Source organism: Pseudomonas sp. GD03862 (assembly GCF_029840855.1).
Taxonomy (GTDB): domain Bacteria; phylum Pseudomonadota; class Gammaproteobacteria; order Pseudomonadales; family Pseudomonadaceae; genus Aquipseudomonas; species Aquipseudomonas alloputida.
This window is the reverse complement of record NZ_JAOCDI010000013.1, coordinates 97015-115239: the sequence shown is the minus strand read 5'-3', so window position 1 is coordinate 115239 and position 18225 is coordinate 97015. Positions and strand designations below refer to the sequence as shown.

Here is an 18225-nt window from a genome sequence, read left to right as displayed (position 1 = left end):
CTCCAATTGATCGAAGACGTGGGTCAAAGGGTCAGGAAGCCGTCATACAGGCCATAGGCTGCCACCAGGGCGCCAATGACCACGGCTGCGAAGATCAGTTTTTCCACGTTGGTGAAGACCGGTTTGCCCACCTCACGCTTGGCCTTGGCGAACAGGATGGCGCCAGGTGCGTAGAGCAGGGCAGAGAGCAGCAGGTATTTCACGCCGCCGGCGTACAGCAGCCAGATGGCGTACAACAGGGCGATGCCACCGATGATCAGGTCCTTCTTGCGTTCGGCCAGGGCTTGTTCGTAGGTTTCGCTGCGCAGTGCCAGCAGGAACGCATAGGCTGCCGACCACAGGTAGGGCACCAGGATCATCGAGGTGGCGAGGTAGATCAGAGACAGGTAGGTGCTGCTTGAGAACAGCGTGATGACCAGGAAGATCTGCACCATGGCGTTGGTCAGCCACAGGGCGTTGGCCGGTACCTGTTTGGCGTTCTCGCGGCGCAGGAACTCCGGCATGGTGTGGTCCTTGGCTGCGGCGAACATGATCTCGGCGCACAGCAGCACCCACGACAGCAGCGCCCCGAGCAGCGAGATGACCAGGCCGACGCTGATCAGCACCGCCCCCCAGTGGCCGACCACATGCTCCAGCACGGCAGCCATCGACGGGTTCTGCAGCTTGGCCAGTTCCGGTTGAGTCATGATGCCCAGCGACAGCACGTTGACCAACACCAGGAACAGCAGCACGGTCACGAAGCCGATCACCGTTGCCTTGCCCACGTCGGTGCGTTTTTCCGCCCGCGCCGAGAAGATGCTCGCGCCCTCGATGCCGATGAACACCCACACGGTGACCAGCATCATGTTGCGCACCTGGTTCATGACACTCCCAAGCTCTGGCGTGCCCGTGGCCCAGATATCGGCGGTGAAGATGTCGAGCCTGAAGGCGAACAGGCAGATCAGGGCGAACAGCACCAGCGGCACCACTTTGGCCACAGTGGTGACCAAGTTGATGAAGGCGGCTTCCTTGATGCCGCGTAGTACCAGGAAGTGCACCGCCCACAACAGGATCGACGCGCCAATGATGGCGGCTGGGGTGTTGCCTTCACCGAAGATCGGGAAGAAGTAACCCAGGGTGCTGAACAGCAGCACAAAGTAGCCGACGTTGCCCAGCCAGGCACTGATCCAGTAGCCCCAGGCCGAGGAAAAGCCCATGTAGTCGCCGAAACCAGCCTTGGCGTAGGCATACACCCCGCCATCCAGATCAGGCTTGCGGTTGGCCAGGGTCTGGAACACGAAGGCCAGGGTCAGCATGCCGACTGCGGTGATCGCCCAGCCGATCAGCACGGCCCCAACCCCTGCGCTGGCGGCCATGTTTTGTGGCAGCGAGAAGATACCGCCGCCAATCATCGAGCCGACGACAAGTGCAACTAACGCGCCGAGCTTTAGTTTTCCGGATGAATCAGACATTTAACAACTCCTGCCAGGAGAAAGTTGACGACAGAATAGATCCGACGCCTTTGCCTTGACCTGACTTGCGTCAGTTTAAGGCGACGTGAAGGTAGGAAATTTCCTTCACGGGTGCTCCTGGAGAGTGCCGACAGCTTGAGCTGCAGGCCTTGTGTGCTGGCACCTCCATGTCCTTCTAGAGCAAACGCTCTGTTCAGCCTGCGATGCTTGAAACTAGCTGCTTTTGCCGCTTTCGCAAATTTTCCACAAGAATTTCGAGTTTTATCCGTTTCTTTTCTAGTTGCCGGACTGCTGCTAGTTTTGAGAGAGCAGGCACATAGACAAAGCAGTTATGAGTGATATAGGTTGAACGCACAGCTTTAGTATAAGTAACGATATTCATATAGCCCGCAAGGCTGTTTCAAATGCATGACAGGGCTCGAAGAAAGGGAGGCTCATGAGCGAACCGGGACAGAAGCTGCGCCTGGGCGCGCTGATCGCGCTGGTGGTCGGGTCGATGATTGGCGGCGGTATCTTCTCGCTGCCGCAGAACATGGCCGCGCGTGCTGATGTGGGCGCAGTGCTGATCGGCTGGGGGATCACCGCGGTCGGCATGTTGGCCCTGGCCTTCGTGTTCCAGACCCTGGCCAACCGCAAGCCGGAACTGGACTCAGGGGTATATGCCTACGCCAAGGCCGGCTTTGGCGAGTACATGGGCTTTTCCTCGGCCTGGGGCTACTGGATCAGCGCCTGGCTGGGCAACGTCGGCTACTTCGTGCTGCTGTTCAGTACCCTGGGCTTCTACTTCCCGGTGTTCGGCGAAGGCAACACGCCCATCGCCATCGGATGTGCCTCGCTGCTGCTGTGGTCGGTGCACTTCCTGGTACTGCGCGGCATCAAGGAGGCGGCCTTCATCAACCAGGTCACCACCGTCGCCAAAGTGGTGCCTTTGCTGATTTTCGTGGTGATCGCGGCATTTGCCTTCCGCGCCGATATCTTCACCCGGGATATCTGGGGCTTGAGCAACCCACAATTCGGCAGCGTGCTGGAGCAGGTGCGCAACATGATGCTGGTGACCGTGTTCGTGTTCATCGGCATCGAGGGCGCCAGTGTGTATTCCGGGCGCGCCCAGCGTCGGTCAGACGTTGGGAAGGCCACGGTCATCGGTTTTCTGGGTGTGCTGGCGCTGCTGGTGCTGGTCAACGTGTTGTCGCTGGGCATCATGACCCAACCGGAACTGGCCGGGCTGCAGAACCCCTCGCTGGCCTCGGTGCTGGAGCATATCGTCGGCCCCTGGGGCGCCTTGCTGATCAGCCTCGGCCTGGCGGTCTCGCTGCTTGGCGCCTTGCTTTCATGGGCGCTGCTGTGTGCCGAAATCCTTTACGCCACGGCGCGGGACAAGACCATGCCGCGCTTTCTGGCCAAGGAAAACGCCAACCATGTGCCGGCTAACGCCCTGTGGCTGACCAACTGCATGATTCAGGGTTTCCTGCTGATTACGCTGTTCTCCGCCGGTACGTACACCAGTCTGATCTACCTGGCCTCGTCAATGATCCTGGTGCCCTACCTGTGGTCTGCGGCGTATGCCGTGCTGCTGGCGATGCGCGCAGAAACCTATGCCGGGCAGCCGAGGTTGCGGCGCAAGGACTTGCTGGTGGCGCTGGTTGCCCTGCTGTATGCCGTGTGGCTGCTGTATGCCGGCGGGCTCAAGTACCTGCTGCTTTCGGCGCTGCTGTACGCCCCCGGCGTCATCTTGTTCGCGAGGGCCAAGCATGAGCAGGGGCAGACGTTGTTCACGGCCTGGGAAAAGCTGATTTTCGCCGCCGTGCTGGTGGGTGCCGCGCTGGCGGCCTACGCCTTGTATTCAGGGCTGCTGAGCTTGTGACGGGGCAGGGCAGACGTGTTCCGGGCGTGACCAGATCCACAGGTTGCCCAGGGTCATGCCGGCGATTGCCAGGAATACTGGCCAGTGGTGTTCCAGAAAGGTCAGCATCAAGCCCGCGCACAGCAGCATGCTGATGGTTGCGCTGACCTTGGCCCGGCGCTGGATCACCTTGCCGTTGCGCCAGTTATGCAGAATTGGCCCGAACAGCCGGTGGTTCTCCAGCCATGCCGACAGCCGCGGTGAACTGCGTGTGGCGGCCCAGGCGGCCAGCAGGATGAACTCGGTGGTCGGCAAGCCAGGAATCACAATGGCGACCAGACCCACCCCAAGGCTCACGTAAGCCAGGATTCCATACAACAGGCGGGCGAGTTTCGAGCGGGCTGGTAGGGTCATGTTCTCACTGCAAAAAACGGTTCGGCCACCGGAGGGGTGGCCGGCTACGGCGTATCAGACCAGCGCGGCATCCGCAGCGTAGGCGTGCTTGAGCAACTGGGTGAAGCGCTCGAAGGCAGCCACTGCACCGCGTTCGGCAGCCGCTTCCTCTTCAGGCGAGAGCGCCAGGCCATCGAGGATGCGGGTGAACTGCTTCCAGCCTTCGGCACGGCCACCGGCGGGCTCCCCCAGGTGACGGGCGCCGAAGCTGTCGGACAGTTCCAGGGCCACGGCACGCTTGATCAGAAACGCAGCGCCCAGTTTGGAGCCTTCGGAGACGAAGATCCAGCCCATTGCCTCGCCCAGGCTCGGCTTGCCCACGGCACCCGGTACGGCGGCCGGTATTTCGGTGTCGAGGTCGGCGAGGTCCAGGCGGGCCTGCTCGGCACGGCAGCGCTCAGCCAGATCAGGGACGATGGCGATCAGCTGAGGGTCGTTGTACAGGGCCTGCAGCTCGGACTGGAACAGGTACTGTGCGACGACGAAGCGGGCGAAACTTTCGCGGCTGTCGAAAGGCGCGTGGGATTTCACCAGGGCATCCAGCTCGGCGTGCGGGGCGTGGGTGATCTGGTTCAGGCGCTGGGAGCGCAGGGCTGGGCGGTCGGTCATGGGGGAGTCCTTGGAAAGAGGGCGTCTAGATACAAGACGAAACAGCGGGAGCGGGACAGTAAAAAAAGCCGGTATTTGTGTTGCCAGTACCGGCCTCTTCGCGGGTTTACCCGCAAAGAGGCCGGTACAGACGTAACGCCTCAGATATCCCAAACCACATTGATACCGAAGTTGCGCCCCGGCATGGTCAGGCGGTCGATGTTGGCTGGCTGGGTCACAGCCGCCTCACCCTGGCCGTCGTAGCTGCGCACCGAATCCCACTGCCAGTACTTCTTGTCGGTAAGGTTGTACAGCCCGGCGTTGATGGTGACGTCGTCGGTGACCTTGTAGTAGCCGGTCAGGTCCAGCACACCGTAGCCCGGGGTGCGGAACTTCGAGGTAGAACCGTCAGGCGAATAAAAGGTGCTGTCGTCGACACGGGTCTTGCGCTTGACCAGCGTCCAGCTCAGCAAGCCACCGTAGTTCTGCTGCTCGTAGCCCAGGCCGAATACGCCCTTGAGCGGGTTGACACTGTTCAGCGGTTGACCGGTGTCATCGTTACGACCATAGGTGTAGGCAATCGAGGTTTGGGTATAGAGACCCTGCGGTGCGCCGAAGTGGTCGAGGTTCAGGCGGCCCTTGAATTCGGCACCCTTGATGGTGGCGTGCTTGATGTTGTTGGCCTGGAAGGTCTGTTCCAGGTTGGCGCTTTGCACGGCATCTTCGTCGATGAAATCACGGTACTTGTTGTAGAACACTGCCACGTCGAAGTTGCCGGCGTCGAAGTTGCCTCGCAGGCCGGTTTCGTAGCTTTTGCTCTTTTCAGGCTCAAGGTTCGGGTTGCCCTCCACGCGGTAGCCTTGGTCCAGGTTCTGGAAGCGGCCATACATGGCTTTGGCGGTCGGCGTGCGGAAGCCCTCTGCATATTGGCCGTACCAGGTGTAATTGTCGTTGAAGGCGTAGGTCAGGCCGAACTTGGGCGAGACGCGGTGCCACTTCTTGTCCGAATCGTCCTGGGAGGTAGGCGCTGTACCGCTGGACTCCAGACCGCGCAGGAATTCCTCGGTGAATTTGGGCTCCATACGGGTGTAGTCGTAGCGCGCGCCGGGCATGAAGGTCCAGTTGTTCCAGCGGATTTCATCCTGCGCGAACAGGCTGTAGGTATTCACGGTCGGGTCCGGGAAGTCGCTGACCAAGGCCTGCCCGTCACGCGCGCTGTCCTGTCCGATGGCTGTACAGGTACCACCGATGTTCAGGCAAGTGCCGGTGCCGCTACGTGAACCCGTGACTTTCTCCTGTTTGAGTGTGGTGCCGTAGGTAAACAGGTGGTCGGTTTGGCCAATGCTGAAGGCCTTGTCCAATTGGGCGTCGAATACCCACTGGCGATCCTTGTAGGTAGTCTGCCGGTCCCGAAACACTTGGCGTCCCGAGGCGACATACAGCTCATCGGTACGTTGGTCGGTCTTCGCGATCTGGTAGTTGAGGCTCCATTTGACGTGATCCGCGACCACGCTATCGAGGTCGAATTCATGATTGAGGCCGAAGCGTTCACGGGTGATCGTGTCGTTGCCTTGGCGCATGCGGTACGAGTTCATGCCACCGAAGCCCGGAATGAACGGCCCACCCACCGCGCTGAGGATGTTCTGGTCGCGGTCATCCTTGTAGCGCTCGTAGGTGAACCCCAGGCGCGCGTCGTCGGCGTAGTTCCAGCCCAGCTTGGCCAGCACGTTGGTGGTGCGCGCATCCATCGGGTTGGCTTCGGTGCGCGACAGGCCGTCGCCACTGTGGCTGCCGTGGGTTTCGGTCTCGTGGCCGTTGCGCTGGCTCAGGTGCAGCAGGCCGTCGAAGTCACCCTGGCGGCCGGCGACGGTGGCGGAGGTCAGCCAGCTTTCGTCGGCCGAGCTGTAGCCGGTTTTCAGGCGTGCCCCCACATCCTTACCGGGCTTGATGATGTCGTCCGGATCGAGGGTGAAGTAGCTCACCGCACCGCCGATGGCGTTGCTGCCATACAACACCGAGGCCGGGCCGCGGAGGATTTCCACACGCTTGACGATTTCCGGGTCGACATAGTTGCGCTGGGTCTGGGCGTAGGGGCCGTAGAAGAAGCTGTCGGGGATCGACACGCCGTCGACTTGGGTGAGGATCCGCTCGCCGTCGATACCACGGATGTTGTAGCCGTTCAGCCCGCTGCGCTGGCCGGTTCCGGATACCGAAACCCCCGGCTCGTAGCGCACCAGATCCTGGATATTGTTCACGTTCTGCCGGTCCAGTTGCTCACGGGTCTGCACGCTGACAGTGCTCGGCACCTGGCTGACGTCCTGTGCGCTGCGGGTGGCGCTGACGGTCACCTGCTGCAGGGCGATCACGTTGCTTGCGGTTTGGCGCTCCAGTACCACATTGCCGTTGCTGATCTTGCGAAAACTCAGCCCGGTACCCCGCAACAGGCGCTTGAGGGCAGCATCTGGCGGCAGCGAACCCTGTACGCCTGGCGAAGCCACGCCGTCGGCCAGCTCGGCGCTGAAGCCGACCTGCCAGCCGGTGACCTGGCTGAAGGCGTTGATCGCCGACACCAGCGGCTGCTGGCCGATGCTGAAGCGGTAGTCGCCCATGCGCGGGCTGCTGGCCTGGGCCGGCTCGGCGGCCAGCGCCGGCAGGCTGCAGGCACCGCTGGCGAGCAGGGCAAGGGTCAACAGGGACAGTTGTCCTGTACGGCGGGGAAGGTTGGACGAGCGGGTAGGACCAGTGGACATCGGAAGCGCTCCCAGACGCGCGGGCTGTTATAGGTGATGGCTGTTCTCGTTCTCAAACAAGAATCAGTTGCATTGGCTATAACGAGACGGGCGGGCGAGTGCGATCGCGTAAAAATAATTCAGGGGTCAGTTCAGGATGACCAGCGCCGGGTACTCATGCAGTTGTGCCGAGGTGATGTGGGCCAGTGCGCGCAGGGTTTCCAGTGGCTGGTCGAGGCGGTAGTTACCGGTGACGGCAACGTGCTCCAACTGCGCATTGCGGTTGATGATCCAGCCCGGGTAGTAGCGCTGCACTTCGGCCAGCACCTGGCTCAACGGGCAGTTCTCGAACACCAGGCGGCCGTCGATCCAGGCCAGGTCCTTGTGCATGTCGGGGCGCTGGCGCTGGCCAAAGCCCTGGGGGCCGACGCTGATGCTGTCGCCGGCACTCAGGCGGATGCGCTGGTCGCGCTCCCCCTGCAGGTCGACATCGCCGCGTTGCACCCGTACCTGGGCCTCGCCGTCAAGGTAGCGCACGGCAAAGTCGGTGTCGCGCACCTGTGCGCGCAACGGCCCGGCTTCCACCTCCAGCGGCAGCTGCGCGCCCTCGGGGACCTGGAAGTAAGCCTCGCCCTGTAGCAGGCGGGCGACCTGGCGGCCGTCCTGGCGTTCGCTGGCGAATGCCGAATTGGTGTTGAGCAGCACTTTTGCGCCGTCTTCCAGTTGCAGGCGCTGGCGCTCGCCGACCACCGTAAGGTGGTCGGCCTGCAGGCGCATGGGCAGGTTACCGACGGTGAACAGCCCGACCAGCAGCAGCGCTGCGGTGGCCAGGGGTTTCCAGTGACTGCGCAGGCGCCCGCGCCATGAGCGGCGTTGCTGCTGGTGCATGTGCGTGGCCACCTTGTGCAACGGCGTACCGTTCCACAGCGCCTCGGCTTCGACATAGGCCTCGGCGTTTTCCGGCGCGGCGCTCAGCCAGGCTTCAAAGGCCTGGGTGTCTGCGGCATCTGCGCATTGCAGGCGCACCAGCCAGTCCAGCGCCTCGTCCATGGCACGAGCACGGGCATCAGGCCTGGCAGGTGACGGGCGAGGGGCAGGGCTGTCGGTCACGGTGAATCCTTGAATGGTTTTTTGCGAATGATCAGGGCTAAGGCGGGGTGTGGCAAGGGCTTTGCGTTGCCGTTCGCCTGGGGTCAGCTCACTTGAGTCGTTCGGCAACACCCATGCAGATTGCCATGATCAGTTTCAGTTCCTTTTGTACCGTGCTGGGCGAAACACTCAGTTGTTCGGCGATTTCCAGATAGGTGGCGCCATGCAGGCGGCTGAGGATGAAAATGCGTTGTTGGCGTTCGCTCAGTTGATTGAGGCTGACGCTGAGGTGCTTGAGCAACTGCTCGGCGTGGGCGGCATCCTCGCTGCTGGTGGCGGGCGCGGCGACACTGTGCAGCACTTCGTCGGGCACGTCGTCGACCAGCATGCGTGCCTGCACCCGGCGTGCACGCAGGTGGTCCAGCGCCAGGTTGCGCGCGGTCTGAAACACGAACGGCTCGATGTGCTCGATGGGCCGCTCGCCCAGCGCGCGGGACACCCGCAGGTAGGTTTCCTGCAGCAGGTCTTCGGCCGTGCTGGGGTTACCGACCATGCGCTGCAGGGTACGCAGCAGGGTGAGGCGCTGAACGAGGAAGACGGAATTGAACCGGGACTGACTCACGGGGGGACCTGGCCGACGAAAGGTTAATGATAATGCTTATCATCCGTGCGGCAGGTCAAGTGTGGAATTATCAGGAAAAGGTAAAGATTGTAGTCGCTGGATGTCGTTTGCTTTTTTTTGGAGCAACTGTCTTGCTCAATTTCCAAAAGCTGGCGCGATCCCTGTGGGAGCGGGCTTGCCCGCGAACACGGGCGAAGCCCGTGCCATCCACCACGGTGTTGGCTTCGCGGGCAAGCCCGCTCCCACACGGGTCGCGTCAGCCAGCCCGGTGCAGCGCCAGGCAGTTGTCCAGCATCCGGTTGCTGAACCCCCACTCGTTGTCATACCAGGCCAGCACCTTGAGCATCCGCCCGTTGGCCCGGGTATGGTTGGCATCGAAGATCGACGACAGCGGGTTGTGGTTGAAATCGCAGGAAACCAATGGCAGGGCGTTGTAGCCCAATACCTTGGAATGCTTGCTGGCCTCGAGGAACAGCTGGTTGACCTGCTCGGCCGTGGCCTCGCGCTTGAGGTTGACGGTGAGGTCCACCAACGACACGTTGATGACGGGCACCCGCACCGCCATGCCGGTCAGCTTGCCGGCCAGCTCCGGCAGCACCAGGCCCACGGCCTCGGCGGCACCGGTCTTGCTCGGGATCATCGACTGGGTGGCTGAACGCGCGCGGTACGGGTCGCTGTGGTAAACGTCAGTCAGTACCTGGTCGTTGGTGTAGGCGTGGATGGTGGTCATCAGGCCTTGCTCGATGCCGAACTCCCGGTGCAGCACCTGGGCGATCGGCGCCAGGCAGTTGGTGGTGCAGGAGGCATTGGAAATGACCTGGTGCGAGGCACGCAGGATGTCGTGGTTGACCCCGTACACCACAGTGGCATCGGCACCCTTGGCCGGAGCCGAGACAATCACCTTGCCCGCCCCGGCGGCCAGGTGCGCAGCGGCTTTGGCGCGGTCGGTGAACAGCCCGGTGCACTCGAACACCACGTCGATCGCCTCGGCCTTCCAGGGCAGTTCGGCCGGATTGCGAATGGCACTGACCGCGATACGGTCACCGTTGACCGTCAGGCTTTCGTGGTCGGCCTCGACGGTCGCGTCGAAGGTGCCGTGGACACTGTCGTACTTGAGCAGGTGGGCATTCATGGTGCTGTCGCCCAGGTCGTTGATGGCGACGACCTGCAGGTCCTGGCGGTAGCCTTGGGTATACAGTGCGCGCAGGACATTGCGCCCGATTCGGCCGAATCCATTGATGGCGATGCGAAGGGTCATGGCAGTACCTCTGGCAGTTCGAGTGAAACCTGTGGCACAAAGGAGCTTCACTGAAACGGTTTTGTTGTTGGAATTACAAGATTATTCACTGGCTGATAGAAAACAAGCCTTTTTAGTGGCAGTATTTTGTTTAAATATACAACGAGTGGTTGGGCGTCGTGCCTCCACCGATGCAGCGGGCTCCTAACCATGAGCCTAGGCCGCAATCGTTTGGAGGGGAAATGCCCGGTAAACCGCCCTTACAATTAGCCTGGAGTCCAGTACATGCATCCGCGCATCCTTGAGGTCACCCAGCGGCTGGTCGAACGCAGCCGCGCCACCCGCGAACGCTACCTGCAACTGATTCGCGGCGCGGCCAGTGAAGGCCCCATGCGTGCCAGCCTGCAGTGCGCCAACTTCGCCCACGGCGTGGCCGGTTGCGGCAGCGAAGACAAGCAGACTCTGCGCCTGATGAACGCGGCCAACGTGGCCATCGTCTCGGCCTACAACGACATGTTGTCTGCCCACCAGCCTTACTTGCACTTCCCCGAGCAGATCAAGCAGGCCCTGCGCGAGGTCGGTTCGGTCGGCCAGTTCGCCGGTGGCGTGCCGGCCATGTGCGACGGGGTGACCCAGGGCGAGCCGGGCATGGAGCTGGCGATCGCCAGCCGTGAAGTGATCGCGATGTCCACGGCGGTAGCGCTGTCGCACAACATGTTCGACGCGGCACTCATGCTGGGCATCTGCGACAAGATCGTCCCCGGCCTGATGATGGGCGCGTTGCGCTTCGGCCACCTGCCGACCATCTTCGTCCCGGGTGGGCCAATGGTTTCCGGCATCTCCAACAAGCAGAAGGCCGATGTGCGCCAGCGCTATGCCGAAGGCAAGGCCAGCCGCGAAGAGCTGTTGGAGTCCGAGATGAATTCCTACCACAGCCCCGGCACCTGCACCTTCTACGGCACCGCCAACACCAACCAGTTGGTGATGGAAGTGATGGGGCTGCACCTGCCGGGCGCCTCGTTCGTCAACCCGTACACGCCGCTGCGTGACGCACTCACCGCCGAGGCTGCGCAGCAGGTGACACGCATGACCAAGGCCAGTGGCAGCTTCATGCCGCTGGGCGAAATCGTCGACGAGAAGGCGCTGGTCAACTCCATCGTCGCGCTGCACGCTACCGGCGGCTCGACCAACCACACCCTGCACATCCCGGCGATCGCCCAGGCTGCGGGTATCCAGCTGACCTGGCAGGACATGGCCGACCTCTCCGAAGTGGTGCCGACCCTGTCGCACGTCTACCCCAACGGCAAGGCCGACATCAACCACTTCCAGGCTGCCGGCGGCATGGCCTTCCTGATTCGTGAACTGCTCGACGCCGGCCTGCTGCACGAAGATGTCAACACCGTGGCCGGCCATGGCCTGCGCCGCTACACCCAGGAACCCTTCCTCGACAATGGCAAGCTGGTGTGGCGCGAAGGGCCGCAACACAGCCTGGACGAAAGCATCCTGCGCCCGGTGTCGCGACCATTCTCGGCCGAAGGCGGCCTGCGGGTGATGGAGGGCAACCTGGGCCGTGGCGTGATGAAAGTCTCTGCCGTCGCCCCCGAGCACCAGGTGGTCGAGGCCCCGGCGCGGGTGTTCCAGGACCAGCAGTCGCTGGCCGACGCGTTCAAGGCCGGTGAGCTGGAACGTGACTTTGTCGCGGTGGTGCGCTTCCAGGGCCCGCGTTGCAATGGCATGCCGGAACTGCACAAGCTCACCCCGTTCCTCGGTGTATTGCAGGACCGTGGCTACAAGGTTGCGCTGGTCACCGACGGGCGCATGTCCGGTGCCTCGGGCAAGATCCCGGCGGCCATCCACGTTTGCCCGGAGGCTTACGACGGCGGCCCGCTGGCGCGGGTGCGCGATGGTGATATCGTGCGGGTCGACGGAGTCGAAGGCACGTTGCGGATCATGGTGTCGGCCGAAGAACTGGCCAGCCGTGAGCTGCCGCCGGCACCCCAGGGCAACGACCTCGGTTGTGGGCGCGAGCTGTTCGGCTTCATGCGCATGGCGTTCAGCCCGGCAGAGCAGGGCGCCAGTGCCTTTACCTCGGCCCTGGAGCACCTCAAATGAAGCACCTGCTGGTTGGTGATATTGGCGGCACCAATGCCCGTTTTGCGTTGTGGCGTGACAACCAGCTGCATGAAGTAAATGTTTTCGCCACCGCGGACTACACCAACCCCGAGCAGGCCATCGAGGCCTACCTGGAAAGCCAAGGTATCGCCCGCGGTGGTCTGGCGGCGGTGTGCCTGGCGGTGGCCGGCCCGGTCGATGGCGATGAATTCCGCTTCACCAACAACCACTGGCGCCTGAGTCGCACGGCATTTTGCAAGACCTTGCAGGTCGAGCGACTGTTGCTGATCAATGATTTCACCGCAATGGCGCTGGGCATGACGCGTCTGCGCGAAGGCGAGTTCCGCGAGGTGTGCCCCGGCCAGGCCGACCCCTCGAGGCCGGCATTGGTGATCGGGCCAGGTACTGGCCTGGGTGTGGGCTCGTTGCTGCGTCTGGGCGAACAGCACTGGAAGGCCCTGCCGGGTGAAGGCGGACATGTTGACCTGCCGGTAGGCAATGCTCGCGAAGCGGCAATCCACCAGCAGATCCACAGTCAGATCGGCCATGTCAGCGCCGAGGCCGTGCTCAGTGGGGGTGGCCTGGTGCGGCTGTACCAGGCGATCTGTGCGCTGGACGGCGACACGCCCAGGCACAAGACCCCGGCGCATATCACCGATGCCGCACTGGGCGGTGAGCCTCGTGCGCTGGCGGTGGTCGAGCAATTCTGTCGTTTCCTTGGGCGAGTGGCGGGTAACAATGTGCTGACGCTGGGCGCGCGAGGCGGGGTCTATATTGTGGGCGGTGTGATTCCGCGCTTTGCCGAGCTGTTCCTGCGTAGCGGGTTTGCTGCGAGTTTTGCCGACAAGGGGTGTATGAGTGGCTATTTCACCGGGGTTCCGGTGTGGCTGGTGACGGCGGAATATTCCGGGTTGGAGGGGGCAGGGGTAGCGTTGCAGCAGGCGTTGGATCACTGAGGGGGCCGCTTTGCGGCCCCGATGGCAATACCCGACAGCAGGCAAAAAGACCTGTAATCAACAAGAGGAAGGACCACCTTGAGCACTGCCGGCAAATCGATCCTGATGGTCGACGACGACCAGGAAATTCGTGAACTGCTGCAAACCTACCTGAGCCGCTCCGGCTTCCAGGTGCATGCCGAGGCTGACGGCAAGGGCTTTCGCCACGCGCTGGAAACCACGCCCTGCGACCTGGTCATTCTTGACGTCATGTTGCCCGACGAGGACGGCTTCAGCTTGTGCCGCTGGGTACGCCAGCACCCACGCCAGGCGCGCGTACCTATCATCATGCTCACCGCCAGTTCGGACGAGGCCGACCGGGTCATCGGCCTGGAGCTGGGCGCTGACGACTATCTGGGCAAGCCGTTCAGCCCCCGCGAACTGCAAGCGCGAATCAAGGCTTTGTTGCGCCGCACCGAGTTCGGCCAGACGGCGCCGGGCAGCGCCGTGCTGGCTTTCGACGACTGGCGCCTGGACACGGTCAGCCACCGCCTGTTCCACCGTGATGGAGAGGAGGTGATTCTCTCCGGCGCCGACTTTGCCCTGCTCAAACTGTTCCTCGATCACCCGCAGCAAATCCTCGACCGCGACACCATCGGCAACGCCACCCGTGGTCGCGAACCGATGCCGTTGGACCGTATCGTCGACATGGCGGTCAGCCGTCTGCGCCAGCGCCTGCGCGATACCGACAAACCTCCCCGGCTGATCCGCACCGTGCGAGGCAGTGGCTACTTGTTGGCGGCGCATGTCTGCTGTGCGCCCTGAGCGGCGCTGGCGCCTGCTGCCGCGCTCCTTGCTGGGGCGCATGCTGTTGCTGACCTTGCTGGTTGTCCTGCTGGCCCAGGGGTTGTCCAGCATCATCTGGGTGTCCCAGCTGCGCGCCAGCCAGCTTCAGGGGCTGCGTGCCAGCGCCAGCAGCCTGGCCCATTCCATGAGTGCCAGCGTCAGTTACTTCCGCTCGCTGCCGGTGGCCTATCGGCCGCTGGTGCTCGACCAATTGCGCAGCATGGGCGGCACGCGTTTCTTCGTGTCGCTTAACGCCACGCCGCTGGACATGCAGGCACTGCCCGTCACCCCTCGCAAGCAGGCGGTGATCGATGTGTTCCAGCAGGTGCTGCACGAGCGCCTGGGTTCGCAGATGGAAATTTCCGTGGAGTTTGTCGGGCCTGACGACCTGCGCATCTTCAACAGCGGCCTCAAACTCGACGAACTGCCGCGCTCATGGGCCCATTATTCGCTGACCCTGGAACCGCTGAAACCCCCGGTACTGGTCACGCAGATCCGCTTGGGCGAGGGCGAATGGTTGTACATCGCCTCGCTGTTGCCCGAACCGTACACGGGGCTGGAAGCCGAACGCCTGCCGCGCCAGCAGATCGGCTTCATCGTGCTGACCACGGCCTTGCTGTTGCTGTTCATCGGCTTGCTGGTGCATTGGCAAAGCTGGCCACTGAAGCGCCTGGCGCGGGCCGCCCGAGAGATGTCGCTGGGTGCCGATGTGGCGCCAGTGGCTGAAGCTGGCGGCAGTGAAGTGGTCGAGGTGAGCCGGGCATTCAACAGCATGCGCGAGCGTATCAGCCGTTACCTGACCGAACGCAGCCAGCTGTTCAGCGCCATTTCCCACGACCTGCGCACGCCGATCACCCGCCTGCGCCTGCGTGTCGAACTGCTGGAGGACGAGCGCCTGCAGGCCAAGTTCAGCCAGGACCTGGACGAACTGGAGTTGCTGGTCAAAGGCGCGTTGCAGTGCGTAAAGGACACCGACATCCACGAAAACATCGAGCCGGTCGACCTTAACCAGGTGCTGGAGATTCTGGCCGAGCCTTACCTGGGCGATGGTCGCATCACCGTCGAGGGCCAGGCGCTGGCGCCTTACCCGGGCAAGCCGCTGGCGTTGCGTCGCTGCATCGGCAACCTGATCGACAACGCCATCAAGTACGGCGAACGGGCGCGGCTGCGCATCATCGACGGGGCAGAGGGCTTTGTGCTGCAGGTGGATGACCAGGGGCCCGGGGTGCCGCAACAGCAGCTGGAACAGGTGTTCGAGCCGCATTTCCGGCTGGCCGGGCAGCAGCAGGGGTATGGGCTGGGGTTGGGCATTGCGCGCAACATCGCCCATAGCCATGGGGGCGAGGTGAGCTTGCTGAACCTGCGGGAGGGCGGGCTGCGGGTGACCCTGTATTTGCCGCGGGGTATGGATTGAGTTTTTGGGGTGCCTGTGCGGGCCTCTTCGCGGGTGAACCCGCTCCTGCAACGACCGAGTCAGGTTTGCGTCGTAGGAGCGGGTTCACCCGCGAAGAGGCCCGCACAGGCACCCAAAATGTCACTGCCCGGTGACAATCCCGCCGTCCTTCGTGACATCCGCCATGACCCCGCTGGCTAGAATTCGCAAACGACTGGCAAGGATCAAGCTGGCCCATGACCCCCCTCAACCTGTCCGTTAACAGCTGGCTCAATGCCCCGGCCCACACCGCCTGGCGCCTGGCTGAAGCACAGCGCCTGCTGGCCTTTGCCAAGGCCGCGAAACTACCCGACGGTTTCGGTAACCTGGATGCCAATGGGCAACTCGCCCCCGGTGCCCGTGCCGAAACCATCAACACCGCCCGCATGACCCATTGCTTTGCCCTGGCCCACCTGCAGGGCATCCCCGGTAGCCTGGCCTATGCCGAGCACGGTGTGGCAGCACTGCGCGGTGCCATGCAGGATGCCACCCACGGCGGTTGGTTCGCCCATCCTGGCGGCCACGACGATAGCGGCAAGGCGGCGTACCTGCATGCCTTCGTCGCGCTGGCCGCCAGCTCGGCGGTGGTGGCCGGCGCTGTCGACGCCAATACGCTATTGGCAGACGCAATCCAGGTGATCGAAGCGCATTTCTGGAGCGAAGAAGAAGGTGCCCTGCGGGAAACCTTCTCCCGCGCCTGGCAGCTCCCCGAGCAGTACCGGGGCGCCAACAGCAACATGCACGCGACCGAGGCCTTCCTGGCGTTGGCAGACGTCACCGGCAACGGCCTGTGGCTGCAACGTGCCTTGCGTATCGCCGAACGCATCATCCATACCCATGCCGCCGCCAACGGCTATCGGGTGATCGAACATTTCGATGCCCATTGGCAGCCGCTGCCGGATTACAACCTCGAACACCCCGCCGACCCCTTCCGGCCTTATGGCACTACACCCGGGCATGCCCTGGAGTGGGCGCGGTTGCTGTTGCACCTGGAAGCCAGCCTTGAACGGGCCGGCCTGTACGCCCCGCAATGGCTGGCGGACAGTGCCCGCGCATTGTTCGACACAGCCTGCCAACAGGCCTGGAACGTCGATGGCGAACCGGGTTTCGTCTATACGCTGGACTGGGCTGATCGCCCGGTGGTGCATGCACGATTGCACTGGGTGCACGCTGAGGCTTGCGCGGCTGCGGCAGCCCTGTTGCAACGCACCGGCGAGGCGCATTACGAACAGTGGTACCGCTGCTGCTGGGGCTTTATCGCCAACCATTTCATCGACCCCATTGGCGGCAGCTGGCACCACGAACTCGATGCGCACAACCAGCCGGCCGGGTCCCTCTGGCCGGGCAAGCCCGACCTCTACCACGCCTACCAGGCGCTGCTGCTGCCAGGCTTGCCGCTGGCACCCAGCCTGGCCAGCAACCTGGCCAGCTCCAGCTATGTAACCAGATGATGACATTCACGCATCGCTTCGTTACCTGACGAGGCGGGCACGCTGTTTAGACTTCATGCTACGCAAGCGATCGACTTGCACGGCATAACAACAAGAAAGGTGCTCCGATGAATTCCACGCTCCGTCTCGCTGCCGCAATTTCCTTTGCCTCGTTAATCCCCTTGGGTGCCCAGGCTGCTGAGGCCAAAGGCAGTGTCGAAGTGGTGCACTGGTGGACCTCCGGTGGTGAAAAAGCGGCGGTCGATGTGCTCAAGGCCCAGGTCGAAAAAGACGGCTTCATCTGGAAGGACGGCGCCGTCGCCGGCGGCGGTGGTGCAACGGCCATGACCGTGCTCAAAAGCCGCGCAGTGGCCGGCAACCCGCCGGGCGTCGCGCAGATCAAAGGCCCGGACATCCAGGACTGGGCGGCCACCGGCCTGCTCGACGCCGATGTGCTCAAGGATGTGGCCAAGGAAGAAAAGTGGGACTCGCTGCTCGACAAGAAAGTGGCCGACACCGTGAAGTACGACGGTGACTACGTTGCCGTACCGGTGAATATCCACCGCATCAACTGGCTGTGGATCAACCCCGAGGTGTTCAAAAAAGCCGGCATCGACAAGGCGCCCACCACTCTCGACGAATTCTACGCCGCTGCCGACAAGCTCAAGGCTGCCGGTTTCATCCCGCTCGCCCATGGTGGCCAACCCTGGCAGGACAGCACCGTGTTCGAAAGCGTGGTGCTGTCGGTGATGGGCGTCGATGGCTACAAGAAGGCCTTGGTCGACCTCGACAGCGCAACGCTGACCGGGCCGCAGATGGTCAAGGCGCTGACCGAGCTGAAAAAAGTCGCCACCTACATGGACCCGGACGGCAAGGGCCAGGACTGGAACCTGGAAGCTGCCAAGGTCATCAACGGCAAGGCCGGCATGCAGATCATGGGCGACTGGGCCAAGAGCGAATGGACCCTGGCGAAGAAAACTGCTGGCAAGGATTACCAGTGCGTGCCGTTCCCCGGTACTGACAAGTCCTTCCTGTACAACATCGACTCGTTGGTGGTGTTCAAGCAGAACAACGCTGGCACCTCTGCCGGTCAGCAGGACATCGCCCGCAAGGTGCTGGGTGAGGACTTCCAGAAAGTCTTCAGCATCAACAAGGGTTCGATCCCGGTACGCAACGACATGCTTGCCGACATGGGCAAGTATGGTTTCGATGCCTGTGCTCAAACCTCCGCCAAGGACTTCCTGGCCGACGCCAAAACGGGCGGCCTGCAACCGAGCATGGCGCACAACATGGCCACCACGCTGGCCGTGCAGGGCGCGTTCTTCGATGTGGTGACCAACTACATCAACGACCCCAAGGCCGACCCGGCCGATGCGGCGAAGAAGCTGGCGGCGGCTATCAAGGCTGCCCAGTAACGGCTGTTCGCGGGCACGCCCGCTCCCAGATGGGCCCTGCTCA

Annotated in this window: 14 protein-coding genes; 7 read left to right on the top strand and 7 right to left on the bottom strand. The window is 62.9% G+C overall.

Features of this window, described 5'->3' with window-relative positions; genetic code table 11:
* Window positions 1-23: 23 nt before the first annotated feature.
* Window positions 24-1451: an arginine-ornithine antiporter gene (gene arcD, locus N5D53_RS11415; protein WP_190869661.1), complete on the bottom strand. Its 1428-nt coding sequence runs from the start codon at window positions 1449-1451 to the stop codon at window positions 24-26.
* A gap of 436 nt (window positions 1452-1887) precedes the next feature.
* Here arcD (N5D53_RS11415) and arcD (N5D53_RS11410) point away from each other — a divergent pair, with 436 nt between their 5' ends.
* Window positions 1888-3315 (top strand): arginine-ornithine antiporter, encoded by a 1428-nt coding sequence (gene arcD / locus N5D53_RS11410; protein ID WP_003255067.1) that lies wholly within the window; start codon window positions 1888-1890, stop codon window positions 3313-3315.
* On the opposite strand, the gene N5D53_RS11405 is transcribed toward arcD (N5D53_RS11410), so the two are convergent.
* From N5D53_RS11405 to gap, 6 genes are all read right to left on the bottom strand, one after another.
* A complete protein-coding gene (locus N5D53_RS11405) occupies window positions 3295-3708 on the bottom strand; it encodes a YbaN family protein (RefSeq protein WP_190869660.1) in 414 nt (137 codons plus the stop codon). The genes arcD (N5D53_RS11410) and N5D53_RS11405 overlap by 21 nt on opposite strands.
* A gap of 54 nt (window positions 3709-3762) precedes the next feature.
* Window positions 3763-4356 carry a biliverdin-producing heme oxygenase gene (locus N5D53_RS11400; RefSeq protein ID WP_104960869.1) on the bottom strand — a complete coding sequence of 198 codons (594 nt, stop codon included), beginning with the start codon at window positions 4354-4356 and terminating at the stop codon, window positions 3763-3765.
* Between the two features lie 140 nt (window positions 4357-4496).
* Entirely contained in the window at window positions 4497-7085 is a 2589-nt protein-coding gene (locus tag N5D53_RS11395; RefSeq protein WP_190869659.1) for a TonB-dependent receptor, read from the bottom strand.
* 126 nt (window positions 7086-7211) lie between these two features.
* Window positions 7212-8174, bottom strand: a complete 963-nt coding sequence (locus N5D53_RS11390; RefSeq protein ID WP_041166852.1) for a FecR domain-containing protein — start codon at window positions 8172-8174, stop codon at window positions 7212-7214.
* 88 nt (window positions 8175-8262) lie between these two features.
* Entirely contained in the window at window positions 8263-8775 is a 513-nt protein-coding gene (locus tag N5D53_RS11385; protein WP_003255059.1) for a sigma-70 family RNA polymerase sigma factor, read from the bottom strand.
* A gap of 256 nt (window positions 8776-9031) precedes the next feature.
* Window positions 9032-10033 (bottom strand): type I glyceraldehyde-3-phosphate dehydrogenase, encoded by a 1002-nt coding sequence (gene gap / locus N5D53_RS11380; RefSeq protein WP_014589858.1) that lies wholly within the window; start codon window positions 10031-10033, stop codon window positions 9032-9034.
* Window positions 10034-10297: 264 nt separating this feature from the next.
* Between gap and edd the strand changes: the two genes are divergently transcribed.
* The 6 genes from edd (at window position 10298) to N5D53_RS11350 (ending at window position 18182) form a co-directional block, all read left to right on the top strand.
* Window positions 10298-12124, top strand: a complete 1827-nt coding sequence (edd, locus tag N5D53_RS11375; protein ID WP_003255057.1) for a phosphogluconate dehydratase — start codon at window positions 10298-10300, stop codon at window positions 12122-12124.
* Window positions 12121-13080 carry a glucokinase gene (locus N5D53_RS11370; protein WP_104960870.1) on the top strand — a complete coding sequence of 320 codons (960 nt, stop codon included), beginning with the start codon at window positions 12121-12123 and terminating at the stop codon, window positions 13078-13080. Before edd ends, N5D53_RS11370 begins: the two co-directional genes overlap by 4 nt.
* A 78-nt stretch (window positions 13081-13158) precedes the next feature.
* A complete protein-coding gene (gene gltR / locus N5D53_RS11365; RefSeq protein ID WP_014589861.1) occupies window positions 13159-13884 on the top strand; it encodes a two-component system response regulator GltR in 726 nt (241 codons plus the stop codon).
* Window positions 13865-15319 (top strand): ATP-binding protein, encoded by a 1455-nt coding sequence (locus N5D53_RS11360; RefSeq protein WP_010952195.1) that lies wholly within the window; start codon window positions 13865-13867, stop codon window positions 15317-15319. The genes gltR and N5D53_RS11360 overlap by 20 nt, the downstream gene beginning before the upstream one ends.
* A 215-nt stretch (window positions 15320-15534) precedes the next feature.
* Window positions 15535-16788, top strand: a complete 1254-nt coding sequence (locus N5D53_RS11355) for an AGE family epimerase/isomerase (protein WP_190869658.1) — start codon at window positions 15535-15537, stop codon at window positions 16786-16788.
* Window positions 16789-16895: 107 nt separating this feature from the next.
* On the top strand, window positions 16896-18182 hold the full coding sequence (locus N5D53_RS11350; protein ID WP_266025051.1) for an ABC transporter substrate-binding protein: 1287 nt from the start codon (window positions 16896-16898) through the stop codon (window positions 18180-18182).
* Window positions 18183-18225: the final 43 nt, after the last annotated feature.